The 13676-nt window shown below is 45.2% G+C and carries 14 protein-coding genes; 4 read left to right on the top strand and 10 right to left on the bottom strand.

All coding sequences use genetic code 11. The features are described from left to right. Positions 1-20: 20 nt before the first annotated feature. The 4 genes from Q0Y54_RS07800 to Q0Y54_RS07785 all read right to left on the bottom strand — a co-directional run bounded on the left by Q0Y54_RS07800 (position 21) and on the right by Q0Y54_RS07785 (position 3163). Positions 21-608: a nucleoside triphosphate pyrophosphatase gene (locus tag Q0Y54_RS07800; protein WP_297966024.1), complete on the bottom strand. Its 588-nt coding sequence runs from the start codon at positions 606-608 to the stop codon at positions 21-23. Between the two features lie 10 nt (positions 609-618). Then, positions 619-879, bottom strand: coding sequence for a DUF4321 domain-containing protein (locus Q0Y54_RS07795; protein ID WP_297966022.1), 261 nt, complete (start codon positions 877-879; stop codon positions 619-621). Positions 880-1280: 401 nt separating this feature from the next. Next, complete coding sequence (locus Q0Y54_RS07790; RefSeq protein WP_297966020.1) at positions 1281-2414, bottom strand: acyltransferase; 1134 nt, start codon at positions 2412-2414, stop codon at positions 1281-1283. Between the two features lie 50 nt (positions 2415-2464). After that, on the bottom strand, positions 2465-3163 hold the full coding sequence (locus Q0Y54_RS07785) for a TVP38/TMEM64 family protein (protein WP_297966018.1): 699 nt from the start codon (positions 3161-3163) through the stop codon (positions 2465-2467). Between the two features lie 429 nt (positions 3164-3592). Between Q0Y54_RS07785 and Q0Y54_RS07780 the strand changes: the two genes are divergently transcribed. The 3 genes from Q0Y54_RS07780 to Q0Y54_RS07770 are packed head-to-tail and all read left to right on the top strand — an operon-like array spanning position 3593 to position 4983. Beyond that, the gene (locus tag Q0Y54_RS07780) at positions 3593-4546 is read left to right on the top strand and encodes a magnesium transporter CorA family protein (RefSeq protein ID WP_297966016.1); all 954 of its coding nucleotides are present in this window, start codon (positions 3593-3595) and stop codon (positions 4544-4546) included. A gap of 17 nt (positions 4547-4563) precedes the next feature. Then, the gene (locus Q0Y54_RS07775) at positions 4564-4794 is read left to right on the top strand and encodes a hypothetical protein (protein WP_297966014.1); all 231 of its coding nucleotides are present in this window, start codon (positions 4564-4566) and stop codon (positions 4792-4794) included. Positions 4795-4809: 15 nt separating this feature from the next. Next, a complete protein-coding gene (locus tag Q0Y54_RS07770; RefSeq protein WP_297966012.1) occupies positions 4810-4983 on the top strand; it encodes a type II toxin-antitoxin system Phd/YefM family antitoxin in 174 nt (57 codons plus the stop codon). 40 nt (positions 4984-5023) lie between these two features. On the opposite strand, the gene Q0Y54_RS07765 is transcribed toward Q0Y54_RS07770, so the two are convergent. Then, on the bottom strand, positions 5024-7123 hold the full coding sequence (locus Q0Y54_RS07765) for a hybrid sensor histidine kinase/response regulator (RefSeq protein WP_297966010.1): 2100 nt from the start codon (positions 7121-7123) through the stop codon (positions 5024-5026). Positions 7124-7258: 135 nt separating this feature from the next. After that, entirely contained in the window at positions 7259-7651 is a 393-nt protein-coding gene (locus Q0Y54_RS07760; RefSeq protein WP_297966007.1) for a hypothetical protein, read from the bottom strand. 241 nt (positions 7652-7892) lie between these two features. Between Q0Y54_RS07760 and Q0Y54_RS07755 the strand changes: the two genes are divergently transcribed. Beyond that, positions 7893-8963, top strand: a complete 1071-nt coding sequence (locus tag Q0Y54_RS07755; protein ID WP_297966005.1) for a GGDEF domain-containing protein — start codon at positions 7893-7895, stop codon at positions 8961-8963. A 29-nt stretch (positions 8964-8992) separates the two neighbouring features. Here the strand turns inward: Q0Y54_RS07755 and Q0Y54_RS07750 are convergent, their stop codons facing one another. The 4 genes from Q0Y54_RS07750 to Q0Y54_RS07735 form a co-directional block, all read right to left on the bottom strand. Then, the gene (locus tag Q0Y54_RS07750) at positions 8993-9583 is read right to left on the bottom strand and encodes a 3D domain-containing protein (protein WP_297966003.1); all 591 of its coding nucleotides are present in this window, start codon (positions 9581-9583) and stop codon (positions 8993-8995) included. A 500-nt stretch (positions 9584-10083) separates the two neighbouring features. Beyond that, positions 10084-11970: a glutamine synthetase gene (locus tag Q0Y54_RS07745; protein ID WP_297966001.1), complete on the bottom strand. Its 1887-nt coding sequence runs from the start codon at positions 11968-11970 to the stop codon at positions 10084-10086. Between the two features lie 317 nt (positions 11971-12287). Continuing rightward, entirely contained in the window at positions 12288-13319 is a 1032-nt protein-coding gene (locus Q0Y54_RS07740) for an HlyD family secretion protein (protein ID WP_297965998.1), read from the bottom strand. A 71-nt stretch (positions 13320-13390) separates the two neighbouring features. Next, positions 13391-13676, bottom strand: a 286-nt coding sequence (locus tag Q0Y54_RS07735) for a hypothetical protein (RefSeq protein ID WP_297965996.1), incomplete at its 5' end; no start/stop codon positions are given.

The raw sequence follows: 13676 nt of genomic DNA, 5'->3' as shown, positions 1-13676 counted from the left end.
GCCTGTCCCGTGGACGGTCATCAACTGGAAGATCCTTCACCATTGTCATATAAATCAATCCCCGCTTTCCGGGCAAGACCATCAAGACAATGGAGCGGCAAACCTACGACATTGGAGTAAGAACCTCTGATTCCGTCTACAAACACAGCCGCCCGCCCTTGAATGGCATAGGCTCCGGCCTTATCAGCCGGCTCTCCTGTAGCTATGTATGCATCAATCTGATCTGCGGATAAAGGGGAAAAAACAACCTCTGTCGTTTCCCATGCCTGCCAGAAATCACCCTTCCAGGCCAGAACGATACCGGTGATTACCAGATGCGTCCTTCCGGAAAAAATGCCAAGCATTTCTCTGGCATGCTCCTCATCCCGAGGCTTACCATATATATGTCCATCAAGGCATACAACCGTATCAGCCCCCAGCACCGGATATTCCGGATGCTCCCTGGCCACGGCCTCCGCCTTTAAATGCGCGTTTTTTACCACCAGCTCATGAGGCTCTAAGCCGGTATCAGTCAGCTCATCGGCATTACTGGTTATTACCTCAAATTTACAGCCGATTTGCGTCAACAGTTCCCGTCTTCTGGGGGATGCAGATGCCAATATTATCATCCTGCACCTCTTAATAACGACGGAACAAAATAATAGCTATTACCATACCCAATATACTCATCAGGTTCGGCGTAAAGGTCAATCCGGCGGTGAGCTTAATTACATACAGATTTAAGGTAACCGGCGGAATTTCCAGCACAGAATAGGTGTGAACCAAATAGGGTAATATGCTGGACAAGGCCTCCACGCCTGACAGCAGATCACCCAGTATGCCACCCAGGACTGCGCCAATTATCACAAAGAGAATTAACGTGCTATAGCTTCTTTTCATTATTATATAAAACCTCCACTGAAAAGTCAGGTAATTGCAGCAATAAACTCCGTGCAAAATGATATTTTGCACTACTCCCTTACAACGAAAGCTAAAGCTCATCTGCATCCTTCGGATTTGATTCGCTAAGCTTTCGTAGTAAAAATTTTCCTTTATTAATATAGAAGAAACTTCCCCTTAAGTCAAAGTAAAATTAAAGATTTTTCCAATATTATGGTTTTGGGGCAAACTCCGTGGAAAATAATATTTTGCAATACACCCTTACGCGAAAGCTAAGCTCCCGCTGCGCCGTAGGCTTGCTATCGCTAAGATTTCGTAGTAAACTTCGTGCGATACCTTATCTCGCACTACACCCTTACAACGAAAGCTAGAGCTCATCTGCATCCTTTGGATTTGATTTGCTAAGCTTTCGTAGTAAAAAAAGGCAGGAACATCAGTATCCGACCCACTATGTAGGTCACTGCCAAGCCCAGGACACAGGCCAGCAGATATTTGATATATACAGGAATGGCAAACCCCGTCAGCAGCCATACCACCAGCATAACCAGTCCCAAATGGGAATAGTACATGGCGTAGGAATTATCGCTCAGTGCCTTCAAAAGGCCATTGGTATAATCCAATTTTGCCTGAAAAAGGGCCAGCAGCCCAAAAACAGAGGCCATTACAAACAAGCTGTGCAGGGCTGACTTTACCGGCAAATAGCTGGCAGACTCCACAGCAGCCTGACCGAATAAGGCAAAGCCCGTGTAAAATAAACCGGTAAATAAAAAGGCCGGTATCCATATGGTTGGATCAAATTTAACGCCCTTTTCCGTAAACCATTGCCGGCGCCACCCATATACCCCTGCAAAGAAATAAATCACATAAAGGGATACCCTGGTAGGCTGATATAAGAAAATCGGCCACAGCTTGGACCAGTTATCGTTGTTGCCGCCAATCATATAATAGGCGGCAAAGGTCAATACATAGGATAAAACGGCAATAAACAAAAAGAACAGCCTGCCTGGTTCACTGGGGGTAAGCTTCTCCTTTATAGAGGGCTTGATTTTAACAACAATAAACAAAATAATGTACAAATAGAAGAGAGACCCCAAAAACCAATAATGGCCGTGGGAAAAGAGGGGACCAAAGAAAAATACCTTATTGAGATATTCCATAAAGGGAAGGGGCACCTGACGGGTCAAAAACACCAGATAGGTTACCAAGGGGGCGAATATTAACACACCAAGCACCCAGGGAATAAGGATACGCACCAGCTTGGACAGCCAAAATTCCTTGGCTGTCTGCCTGGACAGGGAGCTGATGCCAAAATAACCGGAAATAAAAAACATTATGGGCATTATAAATATATCCGCCCAGGTCACAAAAACCGTAAAGGAAAATTGGGGAGCGGCCTTATCAACTGCATACCACCAATCGGGAGCATACTGCATATAGCTCATGGCTATATGAAAAGCTATCATTAAGCAAATGATAAAAGCCTTTAAATTGTCCAAAAAAAAGATTCTTTTACCCTTTGAAGAAGCCTCTGACATAATTCTAAACCTCACATCCACAAATAAACAGTATGATGAATATCATAATATCATGTATTTTTTTCTTTTTTCCGTTTTTCATAAATGAAAAAGGAGCCTACCACCACTATGGCCAAAACAATATTGAACACCAGCCTGTAGGGATTTTCACTGGCCGTCACCGCGTCGTGGCCTATCATGGCCTCAATGGCCGTGGAGGGCAGCTTGCCAATCAGCGCAGCCAGGGTATAATCCTTTAAGCTCATTTTACTTAATGCCCCCACAGCATTCAGCAAACCCGAAGGAAGATATGGCACCAGGCGGGCAATGAGCATGATCTTGAAACCATCCCGGCCGCTCATATCGTCTATTTTCTTTAAGTAGGCGCTTTTGGCTATAACCTCCTCAGCCGCATCCCGGAACAAAAATCTCAACAGGAGAAAGCTGATAACCACCCCTACGGTTTCAGCCAGCCAGGCCAAAATAATCCCCGGAACTATGCCAAAAATCAGGGCATTGGCCGAGGAAAAAATAATGGCGGGGGGAAAGCCAATGGCGTTTACGCATAAAACCAGAAGAAAGCTGAACAGCATAGCCCAGGGCCCAAAGGAATTTATATATTGGGCCACCTGGTTCATGTCCCCGCTCAGACATACCCCCCACAGTTCATTAAAAAAACCGGGATTTATCAGGTATATTATTAAAAACAGGGTAAGCATAATTAAAACTGCACCGATTTTTATCATTGATGCAGAGCGTTTTTTTTGCATATAATGCCTCCTAAATTCCTTCAATACGTGTAATTATACAGCTAATCAGCAAGAAATCATAGTAAACTCTGTGCAAAATAAAATTTTGCACTACGCCCTTACACAAAATCTAAAGCGCATCTTAATCCTTCGGATTTGATTGGCTAAGATTTCGTTGTAAAACATTGACGAAAGCCATAGCAGGTAGTAATATTTTAATGGTCTTGAAATACACTTAACACCTGTATTTAAGTATATAAGACAAAAATAAAAATTTTATGAAAAAGTTGGTGAGGAAAAATGGATACGGATTATCCTAGTCCGGAGCCCCCGGGTGAAATACTAAAAAAAATAGAGACTGTATCCCCTTATCCCGCCACTTTGGAAATTGTTGTTATATAAGGATGAGCCGGGTTTTATGGTCTCTTTCAAATTGAAAGGAGTACCATTATGCTCAAAATCTACAAATCTCACGAGAATGGTCCTCTCGCAGAGTTAAGCCTGAAATCATTGGAAAACGGTGCCTGGATCAATATTGTGGACCCTACGCCATACGAGCTGAAGGTGGTGGGCAACCTTACGGAGGTTGAGCCTGACTTTTTACGTTCAGCCCTTGATGATGAAGAACGGTCCCATATTGACATAGAGGACGACAGCGTCATGATTTTGACCAACGTACCGGTCATCAGGGAGGAAGGGGGCTACGATACCCTGCCTCTGGCCATTATCGTTACTGAGGAATACATTATCACCGTATGTCTGGAGGAGACACCGGTGCTGTCCTACTTCAACGAGAAAAATGCCCGCTTCTTCCGCACCTTCAAGAAAACCAGATTTCTGTTTCAAATTCTCTATCGGTCAGCCACCTTCTATTTGAGCTATTTGCGCCAAATAAGCAAGCAGTCAGATGAAATTGAACGAAATCTCCGTCATTCCATGAAAAATCAAGAGATTCTTAAGCTCCTTGAATTACAGAAATCCCTGACCTTCTTCAATGCCTCCCTCCGGTCAAATGGTGCCGTACTGGATAAACTTATGCGACTGAGGACAAATTCCACCATGCAGCCCATGCTGAAGTATTATGAGGAGGATGAGGATCTGCTGGAGGATGTTATCATTGAAAATAAGCAGGCCAAGGAAATGGTTGAAATGTACAGCAAGATTTTGGCCCGTCTGGCCGATACCTTCTCCTCCATCATTTCCAACAATTTGAACCAGGTCATGAAATTTCTGGCGGCCGTCACCATTTTATTGGCAATACCTACAGTTATTTCCAGCTTCTTCGGCATGAATGTACCAGTTCCCATGTCAGAGGATACTTGGGCATTCAGCTGTATTTTCGGTATTGCCGGCGTACTGGTAATTCTCTGCGGATATCTGCTGTGGAAGCGGGATATGTTCTGACTTAAGGAGGAAAAGCCATGGCTACAATGACTGAAGCCCAGCTGCGTTCCGGGGTAATCTTCGGTGATATTGAAACATCAGAATATGTGTATATGCCGGCCAGCGAGCTGGGGGTAGACCACCCCATTTGCGTATATGAATACGGTGACAAGCGGGAGGACATGGATTTAAATGAGGCCATAAGGACCATTCGCCTCAGGAGCCTGCGTCCCGCCAGCCACCCACGTCTGGGAAAAAGCTCATGCTGAAAAGGGGGACTGTATATGATTGCCACTTCATCATCGGAATTTCTCAATGAATTTACCATCTATGCCGATAAGGCTGCAGATGAGGGTGAGACTATTTTCGTGCAGCGGGCCAATGACAAAAATCTGATAGTTATGTCCATGGACGCCTACAACGAAATACAGAAAAAATTATACGAAAAACAAAAATAGACTGCCGAGTGCAGTCTATTTTTGTTTGTAAATAATCAGCTCACACAAGCACCGATTTTAAAATACCGAAGAGACTTTCCACATCAACGGGCTTGGCAATATGCTCATTCATGCCACAGGCCAAGGCCGCCTGGCGATCCTCAAAGAAGGCATCTGCTGTCATGGCAATAATCGGCACATCCCCTTTGCCCTTCTCCGCCATGGCCCGTATACGGCGGGTGGCTTCATAGCCATCCATTATTGGCATCTGGATATCCATCAGAATAATATCATAATGGTAAGGTGAATGCTTGGTGACCTTATTCACAGCCATTTCACCATTCTCCGCCAGATCCACAAAGAAACCGGCTTCCTCGAGAATTGTTATGGCAATTTCCTGATTCATCTTATTATCCTCAACCAGCAGGATGCGCCGGCCCATGAATTCCTCCTGGACAATGGAGCGTTCCTCACTATCCACATCGTGAATAGTCATGGCATTTTTGATATTCTTCCTGATATCCGACAGGAACAGGGGCTTATCAATAAAGGCAGACACACCGGAGCTGTAAGCTGCCTCCTCCATACCGGAATACATGCCATCGGTAATAAGAAACACAGGTACAGCATTGCCCACCAGCTGGCGGAGCTGCTTGACGACGTCAATACCCACCGTATCATCAATACGCCAGCTTACAAAGTAGGCCACATAACCATCACCGCTCTTTTGGGCCTCTTCCGCAAGAGCTGCAGTCCCCTGAGCTGATACTGTCCAATCAGCCCTTGCTCCCAGCTTTTCCAAAATACCCACAAGATTTCTGCAGGAAGCTTCAGTATTATTGGCTACAAGAACCCTCTTGCCCAGAATTTCCGGCAAGATCTCCACTTCCCCATCCACATAAAAGTCACCCTGAAGCCGCATATCCAAATGCAGCATGACCTCTGTACCCAAGCCCTGGGTACTCTTTATGGATATGAGCCCTCCCATAAGGTCAATAATATTCTTGGTAATAGCCATACCAAGGCCAGTACCCTGAACCACATTGCTGCTGCCGTTATTTTCCCGCTCAAAGGGTTCAAAAATGTGATTTACAAATTCGGTGCTCATGCCTATTCCGTTATCTACCACCTTAAAATCAAAGGAAGCAAAGCCCCCCTTGGAGGATGGAACCTCACTGATGGTAACCGTCACATCGCCACCGGGGTTGGTGTATTTAATAGCATTGCTTATAAGGTTCAATAACACCTGATTAAACCGCAACCGATCGCAAAAAACCCGTTCATGAAGCAAATCCACGGTTTCCATTACATAATTTATTTCCTTGGAGGTTGCCTGGCCCTGGACGGCGTTTTTAATATCCCGAATCATATCAGCCAGGGACTGGGGCAGCTCCTCCAAATGTACCCGGCCGCCCTCAATACGGGTAATATCCAGTACATCGTTAAACAAACTAAGCAAATGCTTACCGGAAGCCGTAATTTTATCCAAATAGGCCTGAACCCGTTCAACTTCCTGAATATGACTTCCTGCCAATGTGGCAAAGCCGATAATGGCGTTCATCGGGGTACGGATATCATGGGACATATCAGAAAGGAATTGCTGCTTTGTCTTATTGGCATTTTCTGCCTGACTCAAAGCTGACTCCAAATGCCCCCTCTGCTCTGCAAGATAGGCATTTTCTACCTGAAGGGCCACAGCCCTGCCCACCTTGGCCAGTGCCTGCCTGTCAGCTGCGGTCCAGCCAGCCTTTGCTGCATGGGGAGCCATAACGGCAACCAGGCCACAGACCTCATCACCTGTCATAATAGAATAATACAGGGTATCCTGAGCAAGCTCCTCACCCAAAAAGGACAGGCCCTGGCTGCCAATACCATCCCCATCCAGGGAACCGGCCAAATGGGCCAATTGCTCCTGGTCCACAGGGAAATCGGCACCACAAAGGGGGCTGTCATTATCCTCAGAGCTGAAGGCAGCCACAGAAAAGCCGGAGGCAGCGGAATTTTTCGTCAGGACAAGGGCATGACCACAATCCAGGCTTTCCCGAAGCTCCTTGAGCAGGTCATCACAATGCACCCCCCCATGACTTTCTTCCTCTGCAGTCCTCCATAAATACTCTTTTATACTTGTATCAAGAGCCGATACCATCTTCTCAACTCCCATACGGCAAGTGCCTCCCCTAAGCTATTGTAACTGAATACACAGTCATACTCCTACACTATATTTTCCTAAAATTTCACTTTATAGTCAAGGAAAATAACATGTACAGAAAAAACTGGAACCAAGGGCTCCATTTTCTCACAATAATTCCTCAATCCCCAAACGCTTCATATTTTCCCGTGGAATAGCAATCCGTTTAGGCATAGTCCTGCTCATGACATACTCATTGTCATCAATGGTTACAATAACCCCAGGATTTTTTTCAAGCAGCTTGTCAATTTTGGCAAAAATATCCATGATTGCCTGCTTGCAGCCGTAAACCCGGTTAATCATATATATTGTTTCCGGCTTCTGTGCATAGAATATCTGGCCCTTTTCATCCTCAAAAAGCACCAGCAGCCTGCGCAAAAAGCTTTTGGGAACGGCATTGCCTATAGACCTTACATCATAGGCGTCACGAACAGCATCCGAAATACTGGCAAAGGGTATCAATTCCCTTTCATTGGTAACCTCCTGCAAATACTTATACATTACTATCACCCGCCTTTCTATAAATACAATAGTACATCCAACAAATAATTATATGACTAAATCAGAAAGCTTAAATTATTTTTTAATAATACTTTACACATATTTTTAAGTATTATACTATATAATGCCTACATTCGTATAGGTTTTTTCATTTTTTCTTCTTTACAATATACATATTTCTACTATTTTATATGAATTCATGCTATAATATATAACGATTGTAATTTCAGGGAGTATTAGTATGTCTTTTTATTCTACAGTTGTACTTATCACGGTAGTGCTAAGTATAATAATGATTGTACAAATAAATAATTCAAATATTGTTACGGCAAATGCCCAAAAAGGGTTTTCCATCGGTTTTTCCGTTATTATGTCCACCGCACTTCTGGAATGGCTGACCTATTTTGCCAGTGGCAACCCATCCTTCCCCAGGATGCTCCATGGGCTGTGCAGCAGTCTGGAATTCAGTCTGGCCCCTGCTGTTGTAGTGGTGTGGATATATGCCATAGGAAGTTTAAAGCGGATACACATGGCCCTTATTTTCCTATTGGTCCATGCCATACTGGAGTTCATTTCAGCCTTTACCGGTTTCATATTTTATATCAATGATAAGAATGTCTTCTGCCTTGGCGACTATTATTATATTTATATTATGTTCTATACTGTTGCTATTATTGCCATGTTTGTTGAAGCATATCATTTCAGCAGAAGATATCAAAACAGAAATCTCACCTCCCTGTTGGCCACCTTCAGCGCATTATTGGTGGGTGTATATGCCAACAGTATGGACAGTACCATAAACACCTCCTGGTTGGCTGTAGCCGTCTGCTGTGTCATGTTCTACATCTATTATATTGAACTGGTGGTACAGAGCGATGGTCTCACCAGCCTGCTGAACCGGCGTTCCTATGAACGTCATTTAGCTAAGCTGGACAGCCACACCGCCATTATTATCTTTGATATTGACCAATTTAAGAAGATCAACGACACCTATGGCCATGCTTATGGCGATGCTGTCCTGAAGAAAATCAGCCGGGCTATTTTGAGCTGCTATCATTCACGGGGTCTGTGCTATCGCATAGGTGGCGATGAATTCTGTGTAATTCTCAATAAAAAATGCTTCGATACTGAAACCTGTATCATTAAGCTTAACCAGCATTTTGCCCACAGCATAAGCAAATTACGGCAGGCTGATCCGACTCTCCCCACTGTTTCTGTGGGATATGAGATATTTGACGGCAACAACAAGGTCGAAGATATAATCCATAATGCAGATACCATGATGTATACCAACAAAAACAATAACCGATAAAAAATGCGACCGCAATGGGCCGCATTTTTTTAATTTAAAATATAAATTTCTATATCCTGTCTGCCGAAGGCAATTGCCTCAGCGTGAGTATCAAAAGCAATATCAATGGTATGGCCCTTGATGCCACCGCCGCAGTCCTCCGCAACGGCTTCACCATAGCCTGGTATATACACCCTGGTCCCCATTGGAATAACACTGGGATCAGAGGCTATAATCCCCTTTCGGACCCGGGTACCCAGGGACGTAACGCCACTGGTTTCCTCCGGACTGTAGGCCGAGGCATGAACAAACACCGGATGCCCGCCTTCAACCCCCTTGTTGATATCAATATCGCTGGCATGAGGATCCAAACGCCTGTAGGTCTGCATACCACATATACCATCTACCTCCAGGCCCTCTGATGCCTGGAATTTTTTTATTGCGTTGACGGTCTCGGAGCCACAAACACCATCCTCTTTACCCTTGAAAAATCCCTTTTCCTTTAACAATACCTGTACGGTCAGCACATCCGGCCCCCTTGAGCCTTCCTTTACCAGAATACCGGAGGCCATGGCTGTGGCGCATAGCAGCATTATCGCTGTACCAACCAATATACAAATACTTAGCTTGCCAAACCGCAAAAAAACACCTCTCCTTCCCTGAACATAACATTTTTATTATGAACACTTAGCGAGCACAAGCCTACAGCGCAGTGGGAGCTTAGTGTTCGTTGTAAGGGCATAGTGCGAACAACTGTTTCGCACGAAGTTTCCTATGTTAACCGGTGCCAAGCCCCCAAGGCGGAGGCAAAGCAATGTAACAGCCGCTGCCTGGACTCATCCATAGAAGCAGCCAACAAACACCCACAAAAATGGGAAAAAATCAACCTGATACAGGGGTATCAACCCCCTCTAAATATGTCTTATTCTATCATAATTATTATAATTGCGTCAATTTTCCCAACAATTCCAGAAAATCCAAAAAATTCCTAAAATACAAAAAGCCCCTGGAGGAAGCAGCTGCTTCACAGCACAGGGGCCTAAAAAACAGATTATTCCTTTGGAGCTTTGGCCTCCAACTGAATTTTACCATGTCCGCCTTCTCCCCCACCTAAGCGGCGGAGGACTGTTGGCGGTTTAGTTTAAATTATATTCTTTACATAGGCATCATACAGGGCTTTCAGCTCCTCTATTCTGTCATACATCTCCACCTGAAGGCCGGAGGCCATTTCATAATCGCCCTCGTTGAGAGCGTTAATCAGCAGGGTGAAGAGGGACTTCTCATCAATGCTGTCCTTGGCCAAATAGTAACGAAGCTCATTAATCTTGTTCCAGTTATAAGCATCCTGGTCAGTAACATATTCGGACTTAATTTCCTTGGCAGCGCGAACAATGTCACGATTCTCAGGAATAATGCGGGCAATCAGCTCAGTCTTCCAACGGGTAAGAGCACCCTCCTTGAAGGCCTCAATAATTGCATCAGTGAAGGCACCGGAAGAAGTAATTGCTTCACGCTTGTCAGTGTACTTATCGAGAGCAGAAAGGTTGTCCCATACAGTTGCAGGTGGTGCACCAAAGAGTCTGTTGCGCTCATCCGCAGTATAGTCCTCAAATACATCCTCCTCAGAACGATATGCCCTATCCTTCTCCAGATAATCAGCTTCCTGTCCAGCTTCCTTGGAAAGCTCAGCAAGGAGCTCTTTGGTTGTCTTTGTTACAGAATAGCGAACACCATCCAATACTGCAGAATAGATAGCTGACAATACCAGATAAGTATCAGTATAAGGGTTGCAGGCACGAAGCTCAAAACGGGTAGCTGCCGGATTGGTAACGTCACGAACCAGGCCTGCCAAAATAGTACGGTTACGGGATGGAACCTCTGGAGTATGGCCCAGGGAAGTAACGATACATACAGGTGCTTCAAAGCCTGGCTTTAAGCGGTTAAGGGAATCATTGGTAGCAGATACAAATGGGTTAATAACCTCATAGTTCTTCAGCAATCCCATAATAGCACCGTAACCAACAGCACTCATGAAGTCAGCTGTCATTTCCTTTGGTGCAAAGAGATTTACAAAGGAGCCATCCTCCATAATAGCAGCCAAACCGATATGAGTATGCTCACCGTTACCGGCAACACCAATCATCGGCTTAGCCTTGAAGCTAACCTCCAAGCCGTTAAGACGGAAGGTCTGCTTAATGATGGTACGGGCCAGCAGCTCGTTATCAGCTGCCTGAAGGGCATCATCAAAGCGCCAGTCAACCTCAATCTGCTCGCAAACGGAGGTCATGTTGCCCCCCTTATCCATCTGAGCCTTGATACCGCCAACTTCCTTATGACCCATTTCAACCTTAAGGCCATAATCATCAAGGCGCTTTACAGTCTGCTCCAAAGCGGTACGAACTATACCATGGGTTCTCTGCCAATACTGCTCCTGCATAACCTGGGAGGCAAACATTTCGTCCACATGAACATGGGAAAGTGGGGTCTTTACCCAGAACTCCAGCTCAGTAGCAGAAGTAAAGCTGATATCCTTAATCTTGCTGCAATCAATATGCTCCAAACCAGAAACCTTTGGATGCTTGTGGAAAATATCCAGCAGCTCCTTCTTTACAAAGGTCAGGGTGTCAGCCAATACGGAACGGGAATCTACACGCTTACCCTCATGAATAAGGAAAGCTGGAATACGGAGAGTACCTACTGGAAGGCCAGTCTTCTCATCGTAATTTTCAAAGTTATAGTCTACGAACCAGTTTACACTTGGATCAATTGGCATATCAACCTTGGCGTTGTTCAAAGTAGCAATGCCGGAAAGAACTACAGAGGAGCCATCTGTCTGAACTGCTCTGCCGGAATAGAAATCATCCATATCCTTCAAAAATACCCGCATAGGAATTTTTTCATCGGTATCGTTACCGGCCAGGTCAATACCTACCAAGGATACAAACATGATTTCCGGATGGGCCTGCAGGGTTGCAACAATATCCTCTCTACTGGAATTGGCTGGGATGACAAATAATAATTCTTCCATAGCATTTACCACCTTTTCTAAAGTAATATTAATAATAAACTCAATTAACAGCTTGCAGTAAACAAAAAAACCACACAGATCACCAATTGCAATCTGTGTGGCATCGTCGCCATATATATACGGTTGTTTACGAAACAAATAATAGCACAGCCATAAGCTTTTTGCAAGTGTTTTTTTTGCCAATTTTAGCCATAGCTCCGGAGGCACCAGACCAGCCAGTCTGCTGATACTCGGCGGTTTTTCCATGACAGCCGAGCATCTAAATTAACGGGACCAGGCCGATGGGGAGCCGACGCCCCCACTGTCCGGGTCTCATTTTACTTACTAAACCGGACGTCCACATGGTTTCCAAAGTGGATTTCCAGCTTTGCATCCTTGGGAATGGCGATTTTTACTACGGCCTTGCCCGCCGGATATGGACTGGTATAGCCCGCCTCACTGTTTGCCCCGTCGTTCTTCCCGGCTTCCTCATGGGCATCCGGTGCAATCACTTCCACTATGGTACCATTATATTTCCTTCTGTCCACGAAGAAATAGGCCAGCTGACCTACACCGGCATATTCCATTTCATCGGGGTTAAGATATGCTTCCACCCAGATATCACTATCGTTGCCCACATGGGCCACCACATCGCCGGCCTTTATTTCTGAGCCCTGTTCAATGTCATTAAGATACACCACCCCATCCACGGGAGCCGTTATCTCGGTGGCACTGCTGGTGGTTTTGGCCTCCTCCAGGGCCATACGGGCCTGATTTACCTGAAGCTCAGCCCGTTTTACCGCCTCCTGATTGGCTGGCTGATAGGAGGACTCATATACAACACTGGTTGAGGTGCTTCCGCTGGCCAGGGCAGCCTGGTATTGGGCTTCAGCCTCATCCCGCTGAACGCCGCTGACCGCTCCCATTTCATACAGTCTGTTCATCTGGTCCAGCTTGCTTTTGGCATTGTCTATTTCGGCAGAAGAGACCCCTCCACCGGATTCCACCACCCGCGGAAGCTGAACCACCACTCCCTGGCGGATCTTTTCCAAATTCTTCTCCGACAGCAGCAGGGTCTGCTCCATCTGTCTTATTTGCTCTTCGGTAACCTTTACCTTAATTCTGGCAATAATATCACCTGCTTTGACCATATCGCCATTTTTTACCATTATTTCCGTAACAGTACCGGGAGCACCGGCCCGGGCCCCCACCATGTTCCCCACAATTCTGGCGTCATATATATCCAAATTACCCCAGCAATACAATATATACCACACCAGACTGGAGCAAAGCAGGGTCAAAGCCACTATTCCTGCCAAGCCATATTTTATTATAAATTTAGCTTTACCTGTAACATCAATCTCAGCCAAAATAAACCTCCAAATTTAAATGGGAATCTGTGAAAATACACAGATTCCCTACATGAGTACAAAACCTACAATCAAAGGCCCTCCAGCTCACTGCCTGTAAGCTTCCTTCCCACCTCAGCCCAGGTATTATTTATATTCTTATGACTCATAACTTCTGTCACATGTAATCCTGAGGCCTGAGCCAGCCGGCTTGCCTTCACTATATCAACAATTTCATACCGCTGCTCAATAAGATCAGCCACCGAAGCCCGTTCAACATCATATCGCTGATTAATCCGGTCTATAAGGGCATTATTTCGATATGCCCTCACCATTTCATCCGATATTCCCAAGGCTTCCGAAACATCAATCCATGTA

The organism is uncultured Anaerovibrio sp. (genome assembly GCF_947302755.1).
Classification (GTDB): domain Bacteria; phylum Bacillota; class Negativicutes; order Selenomonadales; family Selenomonadaceae; genus Anaerovibrio.
The sequence above is the reverse complement of the archived record's forward strand: the minus strand, read 5'-3'. Positions and strand labels throughout refer to the sequence as shown.

Bases quoted from the DNA above. Each gene is read 5' to 3' on its own strand.
- Q0Y54_RS07755 (WP_297966005.1), top strand. From the start codon at position 7,893: ATGTCTTTTTATTCTACAGTTGTACTTATCACGGTAGTGCTAAGTATA.
- Q0Y54_RS07765 (WP_297966010.1), bottom strand. From the start codon at position 7,123: ATGGGAGTTGAGAAGATGGTATCGGCTCTTGATACAAGTATAAAAGAG.
- Q0Y54_RS07745 (WP_297966001.1), bottom strand. From the start codon at position 11,970: ATGGAAGAATTATTATTTGTCATCCCAGCCAATTCCAGTAGAGAGGAT.
- Q0Y54_RS07795 (WP_297966022.1), bottom strand. From the start codon at position 879: ATGAAAAGAAGCTATAGCACGTTAATTCTCTTTGTGATAATTGGCGCA.
- Q0Y54_RS07790 (WP_297966020.1), bottom strand. From the start codon at position 2,414: ATGTCAGAGGCTTCTTCAAAGGGTAAAAGAATCTTTTTTTTGGACAAT.
- Q0Y54_RS07785 (WP_297966018.1), bottom strand. From the start codon at position 3,163: ATGCAAAAAAAACGCTCTGCATCAATGATAAAAATCGGTGCAGTTTTA.
- Q0Y54_RS07800 (WP_297966024.1), bottom strand. From the start codon at position 608: ATGATAATATTGGCATCTGCATCCCCCAGAAGACGGGAACTGTTGACG.
- Q0Y54_RS07770 (WP_297966012.1), top strand. From the start codon at position 4,810: ATGATTGCCACTTCATCATCGGAATTTCTCAATGAATTTACCATCTAT.
- Q0Y54_RS07760 (WP_297966007.1), bottom strand. From the start codon at position 7,651: ATGTATAAGTATTTGCAGGAGGTTACCAATGAAAGGGAATTGATACCC.
- Q0Y54_RS07780 (WP_297966016.1), top strand. From the start codon at position 3,593: ATGCTCAAAATCTACAAATCTCACGAGAATGGTCCTCTCGCAGAGTTA.
- Q0Y54_RS07775 (WP_297966014.1), top strand. From the start codon at position 4,564: ATGGCTACAATGACTGAAGCCCAGCTGCGTTCCGGGGTAATCTTCGGT.